Here is a 23,990-nt window from a genome sequence, read left to right on the forward strand (position 1 = left end):
CCCTCAATCGAACGAGAAGGACGCACCGACTACGGCACCGATCTCAGGCTTCTTCAACGTCGGTGCGACGGTCACTGCTGCATTCAGGCGTACCCGCCCGTTCTGCGAGGTGTAACCGGCACCGAAAGCGACCCCGAGCTGTTGGCGGTAGTAGCCGACGGCTCCTGCGATCGAGGTCCGGCCCGGACGATCGTCGTAGCGCAGACCCGCAGCGGCGAGCGCCGAAGCGGTGCCCGCCGAGGCGATCTTCTCGTTCTTCTTGAGCTGCTCGACCGTGTAGGCGGTCAAATTGTTGATCGCCTGGTTGGTCTGATACAGTTGGCTCCCGTTGATCGCGTCCGTCGATGTCGGGTTGATCGCCCCAGGCGCGACATTGGTGAGCGTCACCGGCGCGCCGACATTGCCACCATTGTTCGGACTGTTGAACACGACCGTGTTGGCTTGAGTCGTGCTGTACTGCACCGAGTTGTCGATCTTCGTCCCGAGCGCGTAGAGCTGCGAGCCGTTGACCGCCTGCGTCGAGGTCGCGCTGACCTCGCCCGGCGCGACATTGTGCAGTACCACCGGCCCGCCGGTGCCGACGAGCTGCAGGTCGTTCGACGGAGTGCCCGGCGTTGTGTACTGGATCGGGCCGGCCGCACCGTTGGCGAGGTCCTGCACGCCGCTGAGCACGTTAGTGTAGTTCTTGGTCGAGCCGTTGAGGGTGTAGGTCGGCGCCGTCATGCCAACATTGGACGCCACGCTGTAGAGTTGGCTGCCGTTGACCGCGTCGGTCGAAGTCGCGGTGACCGCGCCCGCTGCGACGTTCTGGATCTGCCGCTCCGCCCCGGCCGCGCCGACCGAGAAGACGTTGCCCGTCCCCGCCGCCTGCGCACCTGCATTGTTGAACACGCCGACCGCGGCATTGCCCGAGGTGTCGCTCGAAGCCACTGTCGTCGAGCCGTTGCCGATCGCCACCGAGTTCGCCAGCGTGGCGCTGGAGTTAGGGCCCATTGCCACAGAGTTGGCGCCGGCGCTGCTGGCGTTCTTGCCGGCAGCGATGCTGTTCTCGCCGCCGGACACCGCCTGTGGGCCGATCGCCACGGAGTCCAGCCCTGCGGCACTGGAGTCGGCCAGCGTCGAGTTGGCGTGGAAGTATTTGATGCCGGCGCCGCCGTTGACGACGTTGTTGACCGCGGTGCCGAGCGCGTAGAGCTGCGAACCGTTGACCGCGTCGGTCGAGGTCGCCGTGATCTGGCCCGCCGCGACGTTCTGAATCTGACGTGTCTCTCCCGTCGCCGAGTTGCCGACCGAAACGACGCCGACCGGATTCGTGCCAGCGAAGTTATTGAGTGTGATGGCATTGCCGCCACCCGTCGGGATCGTCGCGCTGGTGACGCCAACCGCCGCGTCCGTGGTCGTGTTCGAGCCCAGCGCCACGCTATTCGCCGTCGAGGCATTGGCCCCGGCGCCGACCGCTGTGCTCGCGGTACCAGATGCCGTGCTGCCGAAGCCGCTCGCAGTGCTGGCGTCGCCGGAAGCCTTGCTGCCTGTGCCGACCGCCGTGCTGGCCACGCCGGACGCCTCAGCACCGACGCCCGCCGCCGTGGCATTGACCTTGGAAGCGGAGCTGGCCGCGCCGAGTGCCGTGCTCGAGTCGGCGCCTGCGTAGCTCTTCGCGCCGACCGCGGTGCTGCCGACGCCCGCGGCAGTGCTCGTGGCGCCGGTGGCAGTGCTGTCCGCCGCCACTGCCCAGGCCCCCGCTCCGGTCGCGGTGGCGTTGCCCGCCGCGAAGCTGCCGGCGCCCAATGCGGTACCGGCATTCCCGGCGGCGATGCTGCCGGCTCCGTAAGCCGCGCTCTGATCGCCCAGCGCCGTGCTGCCGTCACCCGAGGCGATGCTGCTCTTGCCGGACGCCACAGCGTTCGGACCGATCGCCACGCTTTCCGCGCCCAGTGCCTGCGAGTCCGCAGCCGTCGAGTTGGCGTGGAAGTATTTGATGCCGCCGTTGTAGATGTTGTTGACTACCGTCCCCAGCGCGTAGAGCTGCGAGCCGTTGACCGCGTCGGTCGAGTCGGAGGTAATCCGGCCAGCCGCCACGTTGGTGATCTGCCGCTCCTGGCCCGGCGCACCAACTGAGACCACGCTCGTCGGGTTGGCGCCGGCGAAGCCCGTCAGCGTCACCACGCCTCCGCCAATGGTCGGGATCGTCGCGCCGGAAGTCGGGTTGGCCGCCCCCGTCACCGAGCCCGAGCCGAGCGCAACATCGTTCGCGTTATTTGCCTTTGCCCCCCAGCCGAGCGCGACCGCCCCCGTGGCGGCGCCTAGCGTCGTCGCGCCGTTTCCAAGTGCGATCGACTCAGCGGCGAGGGCCCCCATCGTGCCGCTGCCGTCGGTCCAGCCGATCGCAATCGCACCTGCGGCACCAGCGAAGGCGTTGTTACCGATCGCCACGCTGATCCTGCCGAGGGCGTTAGCGGTGGTGCCGAGCGCGACCGCATTCTCCGCCGTGGCGCCAGTGCTGGCGTTCACGCCGGCCGCCAGGCTGTTCAGGCCCTGTGCCCCCTTGTTGTCATAGTTGCCCTGCCCCACCCCGCCGTCGTTGACGCTGTAATAGTGCGTCTGGCCGGCCGCCACGACCGCATCGAGCGCCTTGAGCTGCGCGACATTGACAGCGTCGCTGTCGCCCGTGCCGGCGGCGACACCTGTGATCTGCCGGAACTGGCCGTTCGCCGCATCGCCGACCGAAACCGCCGCCAAAGTGCTGGTCGTGGCGTTGATCGCCGTCGCATTGGCACCGGGCGGAACGTAGCCGGCGACACCGCTCACCGTATTCGCGACCGAACCCGAGCCGATAGCGACCGAGCCATCTATCGCTGCGACGGCATTACGGCCCAGGGAGACGACGTCGCTGGCGGTGATGCCAAGATTGGCCGACTTGCCAAGAATAACATTCCCCGAGCCGTTGGAGCCCAATCCGGCACTGCTGCCGACGAGGACATTGTCGGAACCATTCGCGAGGAAACCTGCGGCCAGGCCCATGGCCACGTTGCCATCGCCAGCCACCCCAAACCCTGCATTGGAGCCGACAAAGGCGTTGTTGCTGCCCTTGGAACTATTGCCCGCGAAGCTACCGCCGAAGAAGTTACTGTCTCCCGTGCTCAAGGCACCAGCCGCGGAGCCCAAGGCTACAGTGTTATTTCCCGAGGCATCGGCCAGCCAGCCAATGGCCGTCGAGTACTGACCTTTGGCGATGGACTGCCCGATGGCGATGCTGCTGAGACCATTTGCTTTGGCTCCTGAGCCCAGGGCGCTGGCAAAGTTGGCATTGGCGCTGGCCTGTGCGCCCACGGCCACGCCTTGGCCACCCACCGAGCTGGCGTCAAGGCCCAGGGCAACCGCTGCGGCTCCTGCCGCGTCAGCCCCATAGCCCATGGCGGTCGCGGTGTTGCCCGCTGCCTTGGCGCCGACGCCGGCGGCAAGTGAATTGGTCCCGGTCGCGCCGTCATTATTGTAGTTGCCGCCCGCCGTGCCACCGTCGTTGACGCTGTAGTAATGCGTCAGCTTGCCGGTGGTCGCCGCGATCGCCTGGTTCGTCGCGAAGAGCTGCGAGCCGTTGACCGCGTCGGTCGAAGTCGCCGTGACCTGGCCCGCCGCGACATTGGTGATCTGGCGTTCGGCGCCGGCGGCGCCGACCGAGACCACGCTCGTCGGAGCGGCGCCGGCATACTTGTAGGTCACACCGTTGATGACGCCAGTCGCGGTCGGGCTGGCTGCGCTTTCAACCGAGTTCTTGCCGAGCGCGACCCCGCCGGCGAGCGTCGCGACGGCACCATCGCCGAGCGCCGTGCCGCCGGCGCCGGCCGAGGCACCCGCACCCATCGCCACCGAGCCGGTCGCCTTCGCGCCAGCGCCGATCGCGATCGCCTTCTCGCCCGTAGACTGGGCCTCCGTGCCGATGGCCACGGCATCCGCCTTGCCAGCGAGCGCGTTCTTGCCGATGGCGACAGCGCGATCGGCCTCGGTGACCGCCATGTTGCCGAGCGCGACCGCGTCGTTCATCACGATAGCTGGCGGCGTGCCGGTGACGGGATTGCCGTTCCGATCAGTCACTACGCCGCTGGTCAAATCAAGATAGTAGCCGGAGCCCGCGCCCTTGCCGATCGCGAGGTTGTTGCTGCCGGTGGTCGCCAAGCCCGCGCTGCTGCCGGTGTACACATTGTTGTCGCCAGCGGCGGTGACGCCGGCATAGGTGCCGGAAACGACGTTCTGATTGCCCGTAGCGCCTCCAAAGGCGAGAGCTCCGGTGGCGATATTGTAGTTGCCATTGACGCCTGCCGCCGCGAGCTCGCCCACCGCGATGTTGCCCACACCGCTCATCTGGGCGCCGGCCCCGAGGCCGATCAGGGTATGCCGGCTGCCAGTGCTGTCTTTGCCAGCCTGGCTGCCGACCGCTATCGTGAAATCTCCCGCGTAAGCCAATGAGCCGACGGCCACCCCGGACGTCCCGACGGCTTGCGATGCCGCGCCGAGCGCAACACCATTAACCCCGCTCGCGCTGGCTTGATAACCGACCGCAACGGTGCTGCCGTTAGAGGCGCTTGCCGCCACGCCCGCAGCAACCGAGAAAGCACCTGTCGCGCCGTCGTTGTTGTAGTTGGCCTGCTGCATGCCACCGTCATTGACGCTGTAGTATCGCGTCTGTGCAGCCTTTAGCTGCGCGACATTGACCGCGTCGCTGTCGACTGAGCCCGCTGCGACATTGGTGATCTGGCGGGTGTAGCCGGCCTGGCCGACCGAGACCGCCCCCAACCCACTCTTGGTGGCGTTGATCGCCGTCGCGTCCGCGCCGCCCGGGACATAGCCCGCCGCGCCAGCTGCCCTGTCGGCCTTCGAACCCGCGCCCAGCGCCACGCCGCTCTCGACCGAGACCGTCGCGCTGATGCCCAGGGCCACCGCATAGTCGGAATTGGCCGACGCTCCGCCGAGCGCCATCGAGAACTGACCCGCAGCCAAGCTGCCACGGCCGCCAGCGAAGCTGTACTCTCCGGTCGCCTTGGAGCTGTTGCCCACGACAGTGCTGCCGAGGCCCGACGCCTCGTTGCCGATGCCTATCGCGCTGCTGAGAATGCCGGAGGCCTTGTTGCCATTGCCGATCGCGGAGGCGGCACCACCTGAGATCTCGTTTGCTTGACCGAACGCGCTGGACGTGTCGCCCGATACGACGTTGAATCGTCCATAAGCCACCGATCCGACGCCCGTGACCTTGTTGTTACTCCCGAAGGCCTGGCTGCTGTCACCGGCCACCACGTTGTAGCCGCCGATCGCATAGGAGCCGAAGCCAGCGACCTGATTGTTCGTGCCGATCGCGACGCTGTCCAGGCCGCTGGCCTGGTTGCCAAGCCCAATTGCGATGGAATTGTTCGCCGAGGCCGTGTTCAAGGCGCCGACCGCGAGGCCGTAACTTCCAGAGACCGCATTCTTGTAGCCGACCGAGGTGCTGTGGTCTCCGCTCGCGACCGCGCTCACGCCGACGGCGAGGGAATTCTCGCCGGTCGACTTCGTCGTCATGTCGCCCAGCGCGATCGCGCCGGTGCCGAGATTGCCGGCGATCCAGCCATTCAACGCCGTCAGGTTGACGCCGCCAAAGGCGTCGGCGGGAACCCCGCTCACGGTCGCGAAGGCGCCGTTGGTCGTCGGCACCTGGCATGTCCAGGCCCCGAATCCACCAAACCCCGGCCGCGTGCAGGCGCCGCTCGGGGTCAGCGTCATATCCGCCAGCGCCGGCGCCGCAAAGCCGAGGCCCGCCGCCAGCGCCACGACGCCCGCGGGCTTCCAGCCCAGCCTGGCCCAGCCACGCTTGCGCTCCGCAGAGGCGAAGGCGACCAGCACCCGGCCGCAATCGGGGCAGCGCAGCTCGTCTGGCAAGCCTGACGCCACCTCGTCGGCGGCGAAGCGGCCGGCATAGGCTGCGTGCGCATCCGCACTGATGATGCCCATGGCCGCCAGCGCCTGCACCACCGCCGAACCGCGGCCGAGCGTGCCGATGCAGCGCTTCTCGCCCATGCCGAGCACGCGGAAGGCAACCCGCAATATCGCCATCAGCCGGCGCCGACTGGACTTGCCCTCCAGCGCACTGGCAACCCGGTTATTCGCGAGATCGCGCTGCGCGCGCGGCTTGGCGAGGCGATCAAACGGCGCGTTCTTGGTCATTATAGCCCCTCATGGCCCCAATAGGCTTCGCCTGATGCGGCTGCGGCGTCGGTGTCGGTAAGCCTGGTTCGGGCGCCGCTATTTGCGACAGCGCCCGAGCGCGCGAGAGCACGCCCGAAATGCGCGAAACAGAAAAATGCATCGAGGAAGGTGGAAGCTCCGAAGCGCCAGACCTCCCGCATCATGGCGCGCCTCGCGACGACCAGCCGAGATTACTGGCGAGCATCGCCGCGGACAGCATAGCGAAGACCGGCTCGAGAACGCCTGCCCTGCCATCGGAGTCGGGATGACTCGGGAATTCGGGCTCGGAGACGAGAAAGCACCTCGTCACGATTCGCCCCCGCCATCCTCTGTCGGAAGATACGGAATGGGCCTGAGCAACATTCAAAGAATCGAACGAGCCGCAGCGGCACGTGACGGACCGCCCCCCGACCAGTCGATGTATCCGCCCCAGCACCACAAAGGTTCCCCTTCGCCCATCAGTCATTCGAGCGATTCTTTTGCCCGTGATAACGATGGATAAAGGGTTCCCTTCTGGTAGATCACGAAAGCGAGCGATCCATTATTTTAAAACTCTCAATTTGTCAGAAAACGGGCAAGAAGAAACGACTCCGCAGTTGACGGGCGAAAGGGAACCCTTGCGGTCAGGATCGCGGCATCCGATGGGTGGGATCTCGGCAAGAGGGGACGCGGCGAAAGGTTGAAATTCGCCGCGATTAAAGAATAATGAGAAGCGGATCCGTCATTTTGGCGGAATAAAAATGTGTAAAAAGATTGGTTATGCTCGCGTATCCACTGAAGATCAAAAGCTTGATTTGCAGATGAGCGCGCTCACACGAGCAGAATGTGCAAATATATTCTGTGATCACGGCGTATCAGGGCGGACGCTTCAGCGGAAAGGCCTGAATGCGGCTATCTCTACGCTTGAACCCGGGGATACGCTGGTCGTGTGGCGCCTGGACCGTCTCGGTCGGTCCCTATCGGGACTCGTGCTGCTGCTGGAGGAGCTGGGCAACAGAAATATCGGATTTTGCTCCTTGAGCGAGAGTATTGATACGAATTCTTCCGGCGGGCGGCTCATATTTCATATGATGGCGGCGCTTGCCGAATTTGAACGCTCGCTCATCAGCGAACGGACACGCGCCGGCATGCTGGCGGCCAAGCAAAATGGCAAGCACGTCGGGCGGCGCCCCTCGCTGTCGAATGGCCAAGTCGATGAGGCTATTGCGGAGATGGCCTTCAAGGGAAAGACGATCTCGGATATTGCTACTAAATTCGAGGTATCCAGGCGCAGTCTAAAGCGCTTGATCCAAAAGAGGCAAAGTAATATATAAATTAATACTTAGCGATAAAATCCGATAAAGGCGATTTGAAAACATCGAACTACAGAAATAACTAAGTATTTAAATGTATAATTGGATATATCTGAGACATGACTCGTATTGAACTCTGATGAATACACAACACGAGCGTTTCTTGTTATTCGTGGAAATGACCATGCATCCGCTATCGGCCAGCAGAGCATAACGCCTGGTCGAAGCTCCAGCAGATACCTGGTTCGCTGCTATGCCGCTCGGACAAGCTACCGAAGGTTCTGCAGCAAGCAGGGAGCCCGTGCCGACATCCGCACAAAACCGAGACACAATTGCTGCAAGACGCTTCGGCGAATTGCGGATTGACGATAGCACGGAAGGCCTTGGCGTCACGTTTGTGATGAAAGCGGCAGCACCTAAGAGCCTCTAACGAAATCTCTATTCTGGCCTGCGAATCGCCGACCAATCGAGCAGCCTTGCGGGAGGAGCTTGCTGGCGTTCAGGAACGGCGGGGGCTCAGCGCTTCCGTTCGCTTCACCCCAGGGGGGCTCACAGAGCGGTCGGCAAGGGCCAGCCGGATCGCGAGTGCTTGCATGTCGATGGCCTGCGGCCCGTTACCGGAGATCAGGCCGACCTGCGGGCTCTGGACCACGATGACGGCAAAGGGATTTTGGCTGGTCTTGACGCTGAAGCCGGCATCCTCGAGGGCCACGTCAACGAAATACGCGAGCCGCGTGCGCTTTCCGGGCACGCTGGGATAACCGCTTTCCAGCATCGCCATTTCGCCGTGCTCGGGGACGGTCGTGATGTCGACGCCAGCGAACGGGTTGTCCGTCACAGGTACGGGCTTTCCCTGGGCGTCGATGCGCTGGGACGTCGAGGTCATGGCGATCGGCGCGTGGCAGATGAGCGATATGAGCACCTCGCTTTCGCGGGCGACGTGCAACGTTTCGCCAAGCCAGGGGTCATTGCGGAAATCGACCATCGGGGCGTGACCGCCCGGGGCGTGAATAAAATCGAAATCGGCTAAGCTGAACCGATCGCCGGGGTCGCGATGACAGCGGATCAAATCCTCGAGGGAGAGGAACGTCTTGACCGGCCAGGCTTCCATCTCGCGCAGCAAATCCTGACGGAAGGCGGTGGCCTCGGGATCGGTCGCGGGCAGCGCCTCCGATACCGACACCCGGCCGATATGCCGCTGCATGAGCGCCAGTTCGCTCTTGCGACGGGCGACCCATTCGGGATGGTCCTTCCGATAGCTCTCGGGAGTGAACGCGGGGCTGCTGAAGGCAGACAAGCTGCTCATCATGGCGCTGCCCAGCTTGTCGATCGCGTGGAAGGACAGCCCCATGCCGTTGATGTCAAGCTGGGGCGCCTCGCCATCGGGCGTCGCCAAGGTGAATTCGTAATCGCTCTCAAACTCCGCGAGCACCTGGGCCAACTCGACCAGGAAAAAGCCGGTCGAGATCGAGGGCACCGAAGCCGGCTCGCTCAAGGGCAGTTGCCGGGCCGAGGACAGGATGATCAAAGCGCGGCGCTTTGCTTGTGCAGTCATGACGTTGGCTCTGCCTGGCTCTTACTTCCTGTCGTCAAGCGTAGATGCCCACGACGGCGGTCTGTATTGAATCAGAATTCGCAATTCACGTCGATAAGAAGCTCATGCGACGCGAGATTGTATGTAAATCAACTCTACGATTATCAGTGTCGCTTCAGGAATATGGATTTATAATGGCAGGAAATGCAGATTAAGTCCGTAAATTATCATAAATCATCGCATTTTGTCAGAATCTGATCATTACTGCGTTGCCGCACATCCCGATTCAGCCACTTCGCCCTTTGCGAAGCGCGCTCGGGCTCGTGCTCCAGTTGCTTTGCATCATTGCGGTCATGTGGCTATTGCTGGAGAAGCCGACCGTTTTCGCGATTTGGCTCAACGGTGCGTCGGTGTTGACGATCAGATTCCGTGCGTAGGCAAGGCGGCACGAAATCACATATTGATGCGGCGATTGGCCGGTGGTCTGCTTGAAGGCCCGCATGAAGTGGCTGGGCGACAATTGCGTGATCGACGCCAGCTGCTCAATCGACAGTTGTCCCATGAGATTGTCGTGCACGAAATCCCTCACCCGCCTCCAGGACAGTGAGGGGAGGCCTCCGACAAACACGCGCGCCTGACGTTCCTTCAGCGACGAGTAGTTGCGGAGCAGGTGTGTGGAGAAGACCGTGACCAACGCGTCAATGGCCTCCTGAGTGGCGATATTGGTGTTTTCGACTTCGTGCCGCAGCAATTTCACCAATGTGCGAGCCCGATCGTCGACCAGTCCTCGCTTCGGCAACTGCAATTCGAATGTCTCCCGGTCGTATTCTTGACCCGCCAAGCGCCTCAGACGCTCGGGGGCGATATCCATGCGCATGCTCTGCTTGTCCTGCGTCCAACGCGCAAACACCTCGTTCTGCGCCGGCACGATCTCGAGCGCTCCGGCCGGTGCGATCCCTATTGTCCTTCGATCGCTGTTGAGCGCGAAATGCCAGCGGGGCTCGGTGGTGAAGAAGACCAGCACGGCGTGGGTCGGCGGGGTGAAGTGAACCGAATTGGGGCCAGCCCGCGTGCAGGCCACAGACGCGCCATCGATCTCAACTCTCGGGCCCCATTTCTCAGGCCTTGCTCTCAGCATCTTGCCACCATCCCCCCTTCAGGTGTCAGCGAGGATCTGGCCTAGAGAACCCAAGGAGCAATTTTACTCCAGGGCACTGCAATCAACGACGGCCGCCGGCCATGCTGGGCGACGCAGGGCGAAGCGGATCGTGACTGCGGGCGGAATCTACCTCCTGACGGATGGTCGGTTTCTATAAAATCAAGCATGTTCTTGATATTTCCAAATTCAGACCATACCGCTGCTGATTTGGCAGCAATTTGTCATGTTTGGCAGTGCGTCAGGCTGCCCTTGTTCGAAGATGACGAGCTTGCCGAAGTGGCGGCCGCCCGCGAGTTCATCGTAGGCGGCTTCCGCCTCGTCGAAGGCGAAGCTCCTGTCGTTGACCGGCTTGATGCGGTGCTCGACGAGGAAGGCGTTCATCGCCTCGAACTGCTCGGCCGAGCCGACATTGATGCCGTCGATTGTGCCGTTGATCTGCTGAAGACGAATGAGATTCGAGCACGGCCCGAAACCTGTGAAGACGCCGATCTGGGCAATGTGCCCCGAGGGTGCGAGCGCGCGCAGCGAACGGTCGAAGGTGTACGGCCCGCCGAGCTCCAGGATATGCTAGACGCCGAGCCCATCGGTCAGTTCGCGCACCGCGACGTCCCAGTCCGGCGTCGTGCGGTAGTTCACCGTTGCGAAGGCGCCGAGCGCCTCGCCGATCCCGCTTTTCGGTCCAGGCTGAAGGACAAGCTCGGCATCGATATGTTCGAGTCGGCGATCACCAACCACAGGACTGACCTGCTGATTGACCTCGATCGACTGCGCGACGCGTCACAGCTGCTCGGTACACTCACCGTCTCAGCGCTGCTCTACGATGCGCATTCCGGCCAGGGGGATGAGATTGCGGCGCCGCAAACTCTGACCGAACTACGAACGCAACGGAACGAAACGGCGGCCGCAGCAACCTGATGCAGGGCCCTGCTTCTGCATGCGCCGGCCATGGCGGCATGACTCAACCAAGGCCACCTTCGCGAGACCCAAGGGAGTTCAGCGCAATCGCACCCGACGGTCACGTCAGGCCAGCGGCGTGACCTATCGCGTAGCTGTCGGTCGATACCAGTGCGCGATCGGCACGAGCTTGCCCTTCAGCGCCGTGGCAACGTGGTTGGCGATGACCTCGCGGGCGCAGGCATCGGGTGTCAGGTCGGGGGTGAGCGCCGCGTTGACGCCCATGAAGCTGCGATAGCCGGTCTCGCTGAGGAAGGGCCACTCGCAGTCGAGGGCGTGGGCGCTGAAGCTGAGGTAGGGTGTGAAGCGTGCGCCGAGGCCGAATAGGCCGCTGAACTTGATGAACACGCGCATGCCGGCGAGCTCGAGGATGAACTCGCCCTGCTGGCCCCAAGCCGGGATTGTGCCGGCCTCGGCGGCGGTGAGATCGGCGAGCTTGCAGCCAGGAGCGTCGGGATCGGGGAGAATGCCCGGCTCGCCGTGATTGAGGCGTAGCGCGAGGCGGTGGGCTTCCTCACGAAGCGCGCCGACGGTCTTTCCATCGCCGGCCAGCATCGCGGCGTGGTGCCGGGCGATGAGGTCGCGGTAATGGGGCAAGGCAGCTTCCAGCGAGCTAGGCAGGTGACCGGTGGCGCGGTCGAGGGCGGCGGCCTGGTTGACCTCGTCGGTCTCGGCGAGCAGGAGATCGAAGCCGAGCTGCCCTAGATCTGGGGAACTACGCTGCTTCATGACGGCTGGCCGTCGGCGTCTGGCTGGTCGGCCGGGCGGATGAAGGCGAGGAGGTCGGCGGCACGCTGGGCCTGGGCGGCGGCGGTGAAGATGGCGCGCGCCTCTGCCTTGCAGAAAAATTGCAATACAAACACCTCCAATGGCCGCCATGGGATCAGCGCCCATTCGGGCCGATGCAAGCAAATTTCAGCATCGCGCCGAGCGGCAGCCGGGAAGCGGCATCGCCTGGCTGCAGACGGGAAGGAGTATAGGCACCTTCGCTAGTGCTCGGTCTCGGTTTGCCGCTGTCAGGAAGGCGCAAGCTTGTTCGTCCAAACGACGCCACCCGAACCGTCTGGAGGCGACAGAATGCTCGCAAGTGATGACGCGCTGGACGCAAGACAGAGCCGGTCGCAAAAAAGGCGGCCAACCATCACTTGTCCCTCTACCGGCCACCTGCGAGGGATAGCCGTCCGACGGCCCGCCGGCGGGCCGTGGTCGGTGCGAGCCAACAATATATGCCCCGTGATCGGTGTGTTCATGGATGCCTGGCATGAAGGCCTTCCCGATGACGAACGATCGATACTCGACCCGTTGATCCCGACTATCGTCGACACGCGCGCTACGCCGCGCATCGAAGAGGCACGCGCACTGATGGCTGCGGACTGGCTGGTGCGAACCTACACGCCGGTCTGGCTCAATCTCGCGGGCCTGCAGGAAGAAGCCCGGCGGCTCTATGGCCTGCCCGAGATCACGGAGTTCGCACAGGTTTTCAAGCTGCGGGCGGTGCTGGCCCAGGTGAGCCACCTTGCCAATGCCAGGGCAGCCGACGTCGATGAGGCGTGCTGGATCAAGGCGTCCGACGACTGCTGGGCGTCCGGCTGGGCCGGAGCCTACGAGGCGACCCGCCTTGCAGCGCACGACACCGCCTGGGTCAGCGCTGCCGCCGCAGCACGGGCGGCTGCCGGCCTGGCTGCAGGGTTGGCGACACATGCCTTCAAGGTCGCTCTCCAGGCATCCGCCGCCGAGCTCGTTCTGAGGATGGCGAGATGCGGCGACCCGTCCAGCCGCTGACCGCTCCGGCGACGCCTCGTCGTTCAGGCACCTGAACCTGGCTGAAAACCGAGAGCAAACGTCGCGGTTCCGCTGGAGGAAGACACAATGACGCTGCCACCGAGGCGCGTCATGATCGTGTCGACGATCGAAAGGCCGAGGCCACTGCCACCTGTGCGACGGTCCTTCTTCCAGAAGCGCTCGAACATCGCCTTGCGAACCTCTTCAGGGATGTCGCTGCCGGTATTGCTGACCGAGATCCTCCTCTCGTCGATCACCACGCGGATGGCGCTTTGCGGGCGCGAATGGCGGATGGCGTTGTCGACGAGATTGCGCAAGGCGATTTCCACCAGCCCCGGATCGCCGCGCACCAGGGTCGGTCCGTCGCCGGCGAGTTCGACCGCGATATCCCTCCCCGAGGCGAGAACCGCGGGCGCCATATCCGTCACCACGGCCTTCGCGAGTACGGTCAGGTCGAGATGCGCAGCCGTGTCGATCGGCCTGCTGTCCGCCTCGGCCAGCGCGAGCAGTTGCGCCAGCAGGCGGGCGACCTTGTCGAAGTGGACGGCGAGGACCGAGCGCGCCGGCGCTGGAACGATGGCTTCGACCTCAGCCCTGAGGGCGGCGATCGGCGTGCGCAGCTCATGCGCGGCGTTGGCGGTGAACTCGCGCTGCAGGCGCCAGGCCGTGTCGAGCCGCGCCAGCAGGTCGTTGAAGGCGCGGACGAGCCCCCGCATCTCGGACGGCACGCGATTGACAGAGAGGCGCCGGTCGAGCGTCGCCGCCTCCATCTCCTGCGCCTGTCGGGAGACACGCCGGATCGGTTTCAGCGTCAGCCTGACGATGATCGGGATCGCGATCATCGCGAGCAGCAGGGGCAGGAGGATCGCCAGAACCGTGCCTTCGGTGAAGGTGTAGAGCACGTCGGCGATGGCGATGTGGCTGTCGAGCAAGGGCATCGAGGCCTGCACGAACAGGCCCTCGCGCGCCACCACCGTGACGACGACCCGTTGCTTGCCGCCGGCATCGGGCAGGATCAGCATGACCGGGTCGCCGCTGTTCGGATCGAGCCATCTCTCGATCGAGAAACCGAATGGATCGTCAGTGTCGTAGCGCTCGATGACGGCCGGCGAGACATCGACGCCTCTAAGGCCCCAGGACTGGATCACGCGCCCTTGCCGATCGAGCAGCGCATAGGAGACCGTCTTGCCGACCTCTTCGGCGAGGTCGCCGAGTTCCAGCGTCGGCCTGCCGTCGACGATGCGGATCCGTTCCGCCAGGGTATCGACCTGTACCGTCAGGCTGTTCCTCTGGACCCGGAAGAGCCCGTACTTCGCCTCCTGGACCAGCACGGCGAACGTGCAGGAGAGCGAAGCCATGAACACGATCGTCGTGGCGATGACGAGCCGGAGACTGAGTGAGTTCAAGGTCCACCGCCTATGGGGTCTTGTCCGCGACCATGATGTAGCCCAGCCCGCGCACCGTCCTGATCGACAGGTTCGCGGCGCTGCCTTCCAGCTTGCGCCTGACGCGGTGGACATGCACCTCGACCGCGTTGTCGGTGTATTCCTCGTTGAACGAGTAGATGCTCTCCGCCAGCTGTTCCTTGGTGACAACGCGGCCTAGGCAGCGCATGAAGCGCTCGACGACGATGCCTTCGGCCCGCGAGAGCGGCACATGCTCGCCATCGACCGACATCATCCGCGAGGTCGGGTCGAAGCTCGTATTCTCGATGGCGAGCACCATCGCGACCGAGGTTCCAAGCCGCCGTTGCAGCGCGCGCAGCCGCGCGATCAGCTCGTCGATCGAGAACGGCTTGACGAGGTAGTCGTCGGCTCCTGTGTTGAGGCCGGTAACGCGATCGTCCACCGAGCCGAGCGCCGTCAGCAGCAGCACCGGAAGATTGAGCCGCGCTCGGCGCACTTCGGCGAGCGCCTCGAGCCCGCTGCCATCGGGCAGGAGGATGTCGAACACGGCGGCATCGTAACTGTGTGATTTCAGCGCATGCAGGGCATCGTCACGGCTCTCGACGAGATCGACGACGAAGCCGGCAGCGGTCAGGGACGAGGCCGTCGCCCGGCCGACAGCCTCGTCGTCCTCTGCAAACAGAACGCGCATTTCAGCTCCTTCGCGTCGCGGAACAGGCCACAGCTAGACATGCTACCTTGCACGAACCTTTCAGCGCCTCACGGCCGTGCGCCGATCTCCGTAAGGAGCCTGTAAGGTAGCAAGTCGATCTCCGGGCCGCGAGGCAACAGCCACGCATCCACGGAGATTCATATGCGCATTCAGGACTACGCGATCCTTCTGGCGGCTCTGGCGGCACCGGCCACAGGCCTGGCCAGCGACCTGCCCTCCAGGAGCCGGGAGCCACAGCCGCCCGCCGAGAAGCCGCGCTCGGACTGGAGCGCCATGCTCGCGCTCGGTGGCGGCATGATGCCGGAATTTCCGGGCTCGAAGCACTACAAGGCGATGCCGTTCGGAATGGGCCGTCTGGCCTATCGCGACTACTACATCGAGGTGCTCGGCCCGCGCGCCAAGATCAATGTGATCCCCGGCGGCTTGATCGAGGCCGGCCCCCTCGTCGGTTATGATGGTGGCCGCGACAACAGCGTGAAAAGCCGCCGACTTAAGCTTCTCCCCGAAGTCGACAGCTCGGTCGAGTTCGGCGGTTTCGCCAAGTTGAATTTGGAGCGGCTGCTCCTGCAGAACGACAAGCTCTCGTTCGGTGTCGAGTTCGCCAAGGCGTCCGAGGGCCATGAGGGCTACACGGTCAACCTGCAGACGAGCTACGGCATCCAGTTCACCCGCACCTTCTTCATGTCGCTCGATGCCGAGTTGCAATTCGCGGACAAGAAGTATTCGAACGCCTATTTCGGCGTGACCGCGGCCGGTGCGGCGGCAACCGGGCTGTCGACCTATACGGCCTCATCTGGCCTCACCATGGCGGAGATCGGCCTGAGCGCCCGCTATGCCTTGACGCAGAACTGGGGGATCACCGGCCGCGTCGCCTATGGCCGCCTGCTTGGCGATGCCGCCAAGTCGCCGATCGTCAAGCGAGAGGGGTCGGAGAACCAGTTCAGCGGCGGGCTCGCAGTCGCCTACCGCTTCTGACGCGCAAGCCGCGGGTTGCCCAGCTCCATGCTTCCTTGCGATCCTCACACAATGCGAACCATCGCTCGCCTTGTCGCGATCTGCGTGTTCGCCTTCCTCGGGGGCTGTCTTGCTCCGGCCCGTATTCCCTATCAGGCAGGTCCCGCAGCGATCGCCGATATCGAAGGCTTCGACGCTATCCGTACCTATGCGGATTCGACAGGCAGTCTCCCCCGGGCCCGTGCCTGGCTGCCCGCCTCGCAGCGCCGGCGGATGAATTACCTCGTCCTTTCGGGCGGCGGCGCGGGCGGTGCGTTCAGCGTCGGCGCATTGAAGGCCTGGTCGGACAAGAGGGGACGCCCGCAATTCGACATCGTCAGCGGTGTCAGCACAGGAGCCCTGATCGCGCCATTCGCCTTTCTCGGCCCCGCCTATGACGAGACCCTCGTCGAGCTCTACACGAGCGGGCTTGCCGAGAAGCTCGTCGATGTCGGCTTCCTGCCGGCAGGTATGCTCGGCGCGAGCCTGCTGAAACAGGAGCCGTTCCGCGAGCTCGTCGAGCGCTATCTGACCCGTGACGTCATGGCGAACATCGCCGCGGAACATCGCAAGGGGCGCCGCCTTCTCGTCATGACGTCGAACCTCGACTCGCAGAGGGCGGTGATCTGGAACATGGGCGCCATCGCAGACAGCGATGGACCAGACGCATTGAAGCTGTTCCGGGACATCGTCATGGCATCGGCCAGCCTCCCCGGTCTCTATCCGGCCGTGTTCATCAAGGCCAGGGCCGGCAAGCAAGTGGTCGAGGAGATGCATTCCGACGGCGGCTCGGCGTCGCAGATCCTGACCATCCCCGAGGGCTGGATCGCCAATGCGGACAAGGAGCAGTGGCCCAGCAGAGCCAGGCTCAACATGTACATCCTCGTCAACAACGCCCTCATGCCGGAGTTCGCGATGACGACGAACAACACCTTCATTGTCATGGCGCGGGCAAGCTCGTCGTTGATCAAGGCCCAGACGCGGACCGCGCTGCTCGCCACCTATGCCTACGCCAAGAAGGCCGGGATCCGGTTTCGGATGGCTTCCATCGACAAGGAGGTGCCCTACGAGATGACCAATCCGTTCGACACGTCCTACATGCGCGCCGTCTACAAGCTCGGATACGACGGCATGACGGGCGACAGTTTCTGGAAGGATCGCCCATCTTTTTCCGACACGACGGCAGATGTGGCAAAGCCGCCGGCACTATAGCTGCATCTGCCGATTTCAATGGGAGCAGACCTGCCAGCAAGCATTGCGGAGCGTGTGATGAACGTCCACACGAATGACAGCGGCAACAGCGACGCCTTCACCGCGCGCAAGCGCGTCGTCATCTTCGATTTCGACGGCACGCTGGCCGACAGCATTGGCTGGTTCTTCGGGGTCTTGAACGACGTCGCCCGGCGCTATGATTTCAGGCAGATCACCGCCGAGCAGCGCGAAGAGCTCCGGCGCAAGCCGCCGCTGGACATCGTGAACGCCTTGGGAATTCCGAAATGGAAACTGCCGGCGATCGCGATGCACATGCGAGCGCTCGCGGCGCAGAATATCGATCAGATCAAACTTTTCGGATGGGTCGGGGACCTGCTTCTCGAGCTGAAGTCGAACGGAGTATTGATCGCGGTGGTTAGCTCCAATTCGGCGGCGAATATTCAGTTAGTGCTCGGCCCGCATGCGCCGCTCATTGACCACTACGAGACGGGCGCAACGCTCTTCGGAAAATCGACGAAGTTCAAACGGGTGCTCAAGACCCTGAACGCCAGGCCCGGCGAGGTCGTAGCAGTCGGCGACGAGGTCCGGGATATCGATGCCGCTCACCTTGCGGGCGTTGCCAGCATCGGTGTGGGATGGGGCGCCTCCCATGACGACGCTCTGGTCGCAGCGCGAGCGACGAAACTGGTGGTCACGTCCGATCAGCTGAAGGAGGTTTTGTTGTCGCGGTGATAGCGTTCCACTTTAGGTGGCGTTTGGGCGCCCAGGTGGAAACTGATGTCTCGCGCAGCTCGCGGAATGTCCGCTTTCGTACAATCGCGCGGTGTCTGCTAATGGCGCTTGCTACCCCAATGCCGATGGCGCAAGAGGTTGACCTAGGTGGACTAGAGGAGCGGCTCTAAGGCATCCTTGTGTGCTCCCTCCGTCTGCCTTGCGGAGCCTCCCCGGGGCCGTTAGGACACCGTTGCGGCATCCTCCAGCTCCAGAATTCCCCTCAGAATTCGTTCCACCCGCCAGCAGCGCCGCCCGCGGCGCGTTTCAGGCTATGCGTAGGCCTTGGCGTTCTCGGCAAGATGGATGCCATATGCGAAGCTGACTGGCGCAGCTGTGCGGTGAAAGCGCCGGTAAGATCGTGTTCGATCGTGCCGTCGCCAGCCGGACCGATGCGAAAATCCTGGACCATCTTCTGTAGCGCTTCGGTCGCCCGCTGAAGTTCGGCCGCGACACTCGCACTCTGCTCCGCCATCGAGGAATTTCGTTGGGTCATTTCATCCATATGCGCGACGACCTTCGCGACCTCCTCGATGCCGTTGGCCTGCTCGCGCGAGGCGCTGGTGATGTCGGTCAGGGCTGATGCGACACTGGTCGAGGAACGCACAATCTCGGCCAGCGACGAGCCGGCCTCGTTCACCAACCTGACCCCTTCTCCAACCTCCTGCGTCGAATTCGAGATCAGCTTCTTGATATCGTTGGCGGCCTCGGCCGATCGCTGCGCCAGCGTCCGGACTTCGCTGGCGACCACTGCGAAGCCCTTGCCGGCATCGCCGGCTCGCGCGGCCTCGACCGCGGCATTGAGCGCGAGCAAATTGGTCTGGAAGGCGATGTCGTCGATCACGCGGATGATCTCGCCGATATCGTTCGAGGCCTTCTCGATCCTCTCCATCGCCATTACAGCATCGGTGACGATCTTGCCGCCGCGATTGGCCGCAGCGTCGGCAAGAGCCCCCAGGCCGGCAGCCTCGCGGGCTCGCTCGTAACTCTGCTTGACCGAAGCGGCGAGCTCTTCCGTGGTCGCTGCCGTCTCCTCAAGCGAGGATGCCTGCTCCTCGGTGCGCTGAGCAAGGTCCTTGCTGTCGAAGCCGATCTGTTGCGACCCGACGGCCACCCGCGCCGAAATCTCGCTGACGGCGCGGATAATCGCACCGAAGGAGTCGACCAATTCGTTGACGCCCTGGCAGAGTTCTCCGATCTCACCGGTCTTGCCGTCAAGCGGAACACGTTGCGTCAGATTCTTGGCCTGCGTCGCCGCGATGACGGTGCGGGTTTCCTCCACAGCCTGGCGAAGGGCGATCTCCGCTTGCTTGTTGGCGGTGATGTCAGTCGCGAACTTCACCACCTTCCAGACTTGGCCAAGGGCATCGACGATCGGATTATAGGATGCCTGGATCCAGACCTTACGCCCACCCTTGCCGATCCGCAGATACTGGCCATCGTCATACTCGCCACGGCCGAGCTTCTGCCAGAAGCGGGCATAGGCGTCATCGTTGCGCTCGCTTGGCTCAACGAACATCGAATGGTGCCGGCCTTTGATCTCATCAAGCCTATAACCCAGAGCCTGCAGGAAATTGTCATTTGCATCCAGGATATTGCCCGAAAGATCGAACTCGATCACGGCCTGCGACTTGCCGATGGCCGCGATCTGGCCCTGGGCATTCGACATCGCTTCCTTGATGTCGGTTATGTCGGTCGCATACTTGATGACCTTGAAGGGCTGGCCGCCGCCGCGCCCGCAGATCGGCGTATAGGTCGCCTGCAGCCAGATGCGGCGGCCATCTTTGGCGACCCGGGCGAACTGCGCCTGCAACGCCTGCCCCTGTTTCAGGTCCTGCCAGAAGCTTCGATAGGCCTCACTATCGCGCTCCTGAGCTGGAACGAACATTGAATGATGCTTGCCCACAACCTCGCTGCGCGCGTAGCCGACTGCTTTCAGGAATATCTCATTCACGTCCAGGATTCGGCCGTCGAGGTCGAATTCGATGACCGCCTGCCAGCGTCGGATGGATGCAGCTTCAGCCGTCGCCTGCGAGCCGGCCTCTGAGAAAAACCGCATCCACTGCCCCCGCGTTCAAGGTTCATGCTTCTGCGGAAGCCAAGCATTGATTGGCTAGCGATCCGTTAACATCGCGATTTATTGTGGTTAATGCCCGTGACTTCTCTCAATCTGATCGCGGGAAGTGGCGGCGGATGGTCAACGCGCAATCTGCAAAAATGCTAAGAGCACAGCGACCCGTTCGGATTTCTGACCCCACGTGCAAGAACGCTTTAGCCCGCCATGAATGTCTCGTTTCGAGCAATGGGCCAATGTCTGGTTCTGGCGCATGTCGGCCTAGCATCACGCCGAGCCGACCGCCTTGGCGGGATCGGTGACCGGGATCGGTGGATAGTGCAGCCCGCGCTGCCCTGACAGGCCGCGATTGGGCGCGGAGGACAGCGCCGGCTCGGCCATGCCGACGAGCTTGCCCTCGTGCAGCCACGCCTCGTCGCCGCCATAAAGCCGGCTGGCGAGGGTCTGGCTGAGCCGCTCCTTGATCTGGGCATGGGCGGGATCGGCGCCGAGATCGCTCTCCTCATGCGGATCGCATTCTAGGTCGAAGAGCTGCAGGCGATTGCCGGCCGGGTACCAGATCAGCTTGTAGCGGCCGTCATGGACCATGCGGGTCGCCTTCGCGCTGACAAGCGATTCCCCGTAGAGGATCTCGCGCCGGCGCTTGCCGACCATGGAGAGGCCCTCGCAGCTTGCCGGCACCGGCACGCCGCAAAGATCGAGCAGCGTCGGCATGACGTCCTGCAGGCCGACCAGGCGGCCATCGGTGGCACCGACGCCCACCCGCCCGTCGCCGGTAGGCCCGGCCAGCAGCATCGGCACGGCCGCAGAGCCCTCATACATCAGCCGTTTCGCGTAGAGACCGTTGTCGCCGAGCATGTCGCCATGATCACCGCAGATCAGGATGACGGTGTCGTCGAGCAGGCCCTCCTCGCGCAAGGTCCCGATCAGGATGCGCAATTGATGATCGATATGAGTGCAGAGCGCGTAGACGGCGCGGCGCATATCGGCGAGCTGGTCCGGCGGCAGCTGCTCCCAATAGTTCCAGGCGACGCGCACCGCATAGGGCAGCGTCTCCGGATCCCTCGCCCAGTCGGCCATGCGCGGCGCATCGACCTCGCGCGCCCGGTAGCGCTCGAAATAGCTCGCAAGCGGGACGAGCGGCGGATGCGGATGGGTATAGGAGACGTGCCAAAACCCGGGCCGCGTCGGGTCGCGCCGCTTGATCGTGCGCGCCGCCGCCCAGGTCGTCCAGTTGGTGACGTGCAGCTCCTCCGGCAGGTGCCAGGTGCGCCAGCCATATTCGTTGTTGCTCATGCCGTGCATGAACTGCTGGCCGGGATAGCCGCGATCGGCGAGGAAGAGCTCGTAATCGTCGACGCCGCCGAGATGGCCGCGCCCCTCCTCCGCCAACAGTGCTTCCTCGAAGCCGATGCGGTCGCGCTGCGGATAGACATGGAGCTTGCCGATCGCCGCGGTCTGGTAGCCCGCGTCGCGGAAACTACGCGCCAGGGTCGGCAGATGCGCCGGCATCGGCAAGGCCGGCTGGAACTCGCGGTCGCCATGGCCGCGCGGGCTGGTGCCGGTCATCATCGAGCGCCGTGCCGGGATGCAGATCGGGCACTCGGCATAGGCGTTGGTGTAACGCGTGCCGACGCGGGCGATCTGGTCGAGTGTCGGCGTCTCCACCACCGGATGGCCGGCGATGCCGAGCAGCCGCGCCGGCCATTGGTCGACCGTCACGAACAGCACATGATTGCGCCCTGCCGCCTGCCCCGCAGGCTGCTGCGACGAAAAGGCCTCGCCGGCGAGTTCCTCGTAACGGTCGGCGGCTACGTCCGGCATCGTCCTGCTCTCAATTCGCCTTGGCGCCGGAGATGCGGACGAGCTCCGCGATCTTGCCGGTCTCGGCCTTGATGAAATCGCGGAAGGCGGCTGGCGTGCCGCCGACGAGGTCGATGTTCAGCGCCGTCATGCGCTCGCGGACCACCGGGTCGGCAACGACCTTGTTCAGCTCGGCATTGAGCCGCTCGACGATCGCCGCCGGCGTCTTGGCCGGCACGAAGAGCCCATGCCAGGAGGCAAACTCGTAACCCGGTGCGCCCGCCTCGGCCACGGTCGGCACATCCGGCAGCGCAGCGGAACGCTTCGGCCCGGTGACGCCGAGCGCCCCCAGCGCGCCCTCGCGCGCCATCGGCACGGCGGTGCCGTCGATCATCGCCGTGACATGGCCCGCGAGCAGGTCGTTGATCGCCGGCGCCGAGCCGCGATAGGGCACATGCGCGCCCTTCATCCCGGTCTTGGCCTTGAGCAGCTCGAAGGCGAGATGCTGTGGCGTGCCGACGCCGGCCGAGGCATAGGTCAGCTTGTCCGGATTGGCCTTGCCGAAGGCGACGAGCTCGGCGAGGTTCTTTGCCGGCCCCTTCGGATTGACCACCAGCAGCAGCGAGACCGATGTCAGCCGGATCACTGGCGTGAAATCCTCCATCGGCCGGTAGGAAAGCTTGTCCTGCAGCGCCGGATTGATGGCGTGGGTGGCGATGTCGCCGATCAGCAAGGTGTGGCCGTCAGGCTCGGCATGAGCGGCGTCGGCGGCGCCGATCGCGCCGGCCGCGCCGGGCTTGTTATCGATCACTACCGGCTGCCCGAGCGCCTCGCTGAGTTTGGGACCGATCAATCGCCCGAGCAGGTCGACATTGCCGCCGGCCGGATAGGGCACGACGAGCCGGATCGGCTTGCTCGGCCAGGGCGACTGCGCCACCGCCGGCACGGCCCAAATCCCGGACACTGCCGCTAGCGCCGCGACCAGCGCGCCTCGTAGCGAACCGCTCGCTCTATCCCGACCGATCGTCATCGCGCCCTCCCGCACAAGGCAGGCATTGCTTCTCCGCCCGCTCGAACGTGAAAATCCGCGACTGAAGTGCCATCGAGAAATTAGTTCTGCTTATAAGTTGTTTCTCCCGGAGGAAGCATGGACCAGAGACAGCTCTCCTCCTTCGTCACCCTGGCGGAGGAGTTGCATTTCGTCCGGGCCGCGGCGCGCCTCGGCGTGACCCAGCCCGCACTCAGCCAGCAGATCGCCAAGCTGGAAGAATCGCTCTCGGTCAGGCTGTTCGAACGGACGAAGCGTCGCGTCGCCCTGACCGATGCCGGCCGCGTCTTCCTCGCTGACGCGCTCACAATCCTGCGCCAGTTCGAGCAGGCGGCGATGGGCGCAAGGCGGGCTGCGAAAGGCCAGATCGGCCGGCTGACCATCGGCTTCGTCGAGGCCTCACCCTTCAACGTGCTGCCGCGGCTGGTCTCGCGGCTCAGCCGCGAATTGCCGGAGGTCTCGCTCGTCCTGCAGGAAATGGTCACCGAGGAGCAGGTCGAGGCGTTGCGCTCGGGCCGGATCGATGTCGGCCTGCTCAGGCCGATGTTCAACGAGCCGGGCTTCGGCAAGCTGCCGCTGCTGCGGGAGAATTACCTGGTCGCCCTGCCGGCGAGCCATCCCCTGGCGGAGGCGGACTCGGTCCCGCTATCGGCGCTCCGCGAGGAGCGCTTCATCGTCACGCCAGCGCGCAAGCGGCGTTACGTCGAGGGCCGTTTCCGCGCCGCGTTCAAGCGCGCCGGCTTCGAGCCGCAGGTCGCGCAGGAGGTCAACCAGCTCCACACAATCATCGGGCTGGTCGGCGGCGGCATCGGCGTCGCGCTGGTGCCGCAGTCGATCTCGCGGCTCGACCTCGAGGGCGTAGTATATCGCCCGCTGCAGGACGACGATTCACCGGTGGCTGAACTGGCTGCGGCCTGGTCGCTCAATCGCGAAACGCCGGTGCTGCGCCGTTTTCTGGCAATCGCGCGGGCAGCGCTCGTCGATAGCGGTTGAGAGCAGCTCAGCCGCGCCGAAATTGCCGCAGTATCGAATCAGCA

At 64.3% G+C, this 23,990-nt stretch carries 17 protein-coding genes and 2 pseudogenes; 6 read left to right on the forward strand and 13 right to left on the reverse strand.

Annotated features, from left to right (window positions below; translation table 11 throughout):
* Window positions 1–3: 3 nt before the first annotated feature.
* Complete coding sequence (locus VGV58_RS23895; protein ID WP_326876545.1) at window positions 4–6,192, reverse strand: beta strand repeat-containing protein; 6,189 nt, start codon at window positions 6,190–6,192, stop codon at window positions 4–6.
* Window positions 6,193–6,953: 761 nt separating this feature from the next.
* Between VGV58_RS23895 and VGV58_RS23900 the strand changes: the two genes are divergently transcribed.
* A complete protein-coding gene (locus VGV58_RS23900) occupies window positions 6,954–7,526 on the forward strand; it encodes a recombinase family protein (protein ID WP_326876547.1) in 573 nt (190 codons plus the stop codon).
* Window positions 7,527–8,004: 478 nt separating this feature from the next.
* On the opposite strand, the gene VGV58_RS23905 is transcribed toward VGV58_RS23900, so the two are convergent.
* The 5 genes from VGV58_RS23905 to VGV58_RS23925 all read right to left on the reverse strand — a co-directional run bounded on the left by VGV58_RS23905 (window position 8,005) and on the right by VGV58_RS23925 (window position 12,006).
* Window positions 8,005–9,060 carry a type 1 glutamine amidotransferase family protein gene (locus VGV58_RS23905; RefSeq protein WP_326876548.1) on the reverse strand — a complete coding sequence of 352 codons (1,056 nt, stop codon included), beginning with the start codon at window positions 9,058–9,060 and terminating at the stop codon, window positions 8,005–8,007.
* 265 nt (window positions 9,061–9,325) lie between these two features.
* On the reverse strand, window positions 9,326–10,063 hold the full coding sequence (locus VGV58_RS23910; RefSeq protein WP_326876549.1) for an AraC family transcriptional regulator: 738 nt from the start codon (window positions 10,061–10,063) through the stop codon (window positions 9,326–9,328).
* A 321-nt stretch (window positions 10,064–10,384) separates the two neighbouring features.
* Window positions 10,385–10,762 carry a zinc-binding dehydrogenase gene (locus VGV58_RS28870; RefSeq protein WP_414644092.1) on the reverse strand — a complete coding sequence of 126 codons (378 nt, stop codon included), beginning with the start codon at window positions 10,760–10,762 and terminating at the stop codon, window positions 10,385–10,387.
* Window positions 10,763–11,236: 474 nt separating this feature from the next.
* Entirely contained in the window at window positions 11,237–11,881 is a 645-nt protein-coding gene (locus VGV58_RS23920) for a hypothetical protein (RefSeq protein WP_326876551.1), read from the reverse strand.
* Window positions 11,878–12,006 (reverse strand): hypothetical protein, encoded by a 129-nt coding sequence (locus VGV58_RS23925; protein ID WP_326876552.1) that lies wholly within the window; start codon window positions 12,004–12,006, stop codon window positions 11,878–11,880. Before VGV58_RS23925 ends, VGV58_RS23920 begins: the two co-directional genes overlap by 4 nt.
* A gap of 379 nt (window positions 12,007–12,385) precedes the next feature.
* Between VGV58_RS23925 and VGV58_RS23930 the strand changes: the two genes are divergently transcribed.
* On the forward strand, window positions 12,386–12,934 hold the full coding sequence (locus VGV58_RS23930) for a hypothetical protein (protein WP_326876553.1): 549 nt from the start codon (window positions 12,386–12,388) through the stop codon (window positions 12,932–12,934).
* 23 nt (window positions 12,935–12,957) lie between these two features.
* Here the strand turns inward: VGV58_RS23930 and VGV58_RS23935 are convergent, their stop codons facing one another.
* From VGV58_RS23935 to VGV58_RS28885, 4 genes and pseudogenes are all read right to left on the reverse strand, one after another.
* The gene (locus VGV58_RS23935; protein WP_326876554.1) at window positions 12,958–14,340 is read right to left on the reverse strand and encodes an ATP-binding protein; all 1,383 of its coding nucleotides are present in this window, start codon (window positions 14,338–14,340) and stop codon (window positions 12,958–12,960) included.
* 10 nt (window positions 14,341–14,350) lie between these two features.
* Window positions 14,351–14,659, reverse strand: coding sequence for a winged helix-turn-helix domain-containing protein (locus tag VGV58_RS28875; RefSeq protein WP_414644093.1), 309 nt, complete (start codon window positions 14,657–14,659; stop codon window positions 14,351–14,353).
* A 17-nt stretch (window positions 14,660–14,676) separates the two neighbouring features.
* A pseudogene (locus VGV58_RS28880) lies at window positions 14,677–14,776 on the reverse strand (DNA-binding response regulator); the annotation flags it as partial.
* Window positions 14,756–15,031: pseudogene (locus VGV58_RS28885) on the reverse strand (response regulator); the annotation flags it as partial. The pseudogenes VGV58_RS28885 and VGV58_RS28880, both read right to left, overlap by 21 nt.
* Window positions 15,032–15,193: 162 nt before the next feature.
* On the opposite strand from VGV58_RS28885, the gene VGV58_RS23945 reads away from it, so the two are divergent.
* From VGV58_RS23945 to VGV58_RS23955, 3 genes are read left to right on the forward strand one after another with little or no spacing between them, the layout of a single operon-like run.
* On the forward strand, window positions 15,194–16,027 hold the full coding sequence (locus tag VGV58_RS23945) for a MipA/OmpV family protein (RefSeq protein ID WP_326876556.1): 834 nt from the start codon (window positions 15,194–15,196) through the stop codon (window positions 16,025–16,027).
* 51 nt (window positions 16,028–16,078) lie between these two features.
* Complete coding sequence (locus VGV58_RS23950) at window positions 16,079–17,257, forward strand: patatin-like phospholipase family protein (RefSeq protein ID WP_326876557.1); 1,179 nt, start codon at window positions 16,079–16,081, stop codon at window positions 17,255–17,257.
* A gap of 57 nt (window positions 17,258–17,314) precedes the next feature.
* Window positions 17,315–17,989 (forward strand): HAD hydrolase-like protein, encoded by a 675-nt coding sequence (locus VGV58_RS23955; protein ID WP_326876558.1) that lies wholly within the window; start codon window positions 17,315–17,317, stop codon window positions 17,987–17,989.
* Window positions 17,990–18,251: 262 nt separating this feature from the next.
* Here the strand turns inward: VGV58_RS23955 and VGV58_RS23960 are convergent, their stop codons facing one another.
* The 3 genes from VGV58_RS23960 to VGV58_RS23970 form a co-directional block, all read right to left on the reverse strand.
* Entirely contained in the window at window positions 18,252–20,087 is a 1,836-nt protein-coding gene (locus VGV58_RS23960; RefSeq protein WP_326876559.1) for a methyl-accepting chemotaxis protein, read from the reverse strand.
* 282 nt (window positions 20,088–20,369) lie between these two features.
* On the reverse strand, window positions 20,370–21,926 hold the full coding sequence (locus VGV58_RS23965) for a sulfatase-like hydrolase/transferase (RefSeq protein WP_326876560.1): 1,557 nt from the start codon (window positions 21,924–21,926) through the stop codon (window positions 20,370–20,372).
* Window positions 21,927–21,936: 10 nt separating this feature from the next.
* Window positions 21,937–22,935 (reverse strand): Bug family tripartite tricarboxylate transporter substrate binding protein, encoded by a 999-nt coding sequence (locus VGV58_RS23970; protein ID WP_326876561.1) that lies wholly within the window; start codon window positions 22,933–22,935, stop codon window positions 21,937–21,939.
* Between the two features lie 117 nt (window positions 22,936–23,052).
* Between VGV58_RS23970 and VGV58_RS23975 the strand changes: the two genes are divergently transcribed.
* Window positions 23,053–23,946, forward strand: a complete 894-nt coding sequence (locus VGV58_RS23975) for a LysR substrate-binding domain-containing protein (RefSeq protein ID WP_326876562.1) — start codon at window positions 23,053–23,055, stop codon at window positions 23,944–23,946.
* The last annotated feature ends 44 nt before the right edge of the window (window positions 23,947–23,990 follow it).

The sequence above is a fragment of the Allobosea sp. genome, from assembly GCF_035944895.1.
GTDB lineage: Bacteria > Pseudomonadota > Alphaproteobacteria > Rhizobiales > Beijerinckiaceae > Allobosea.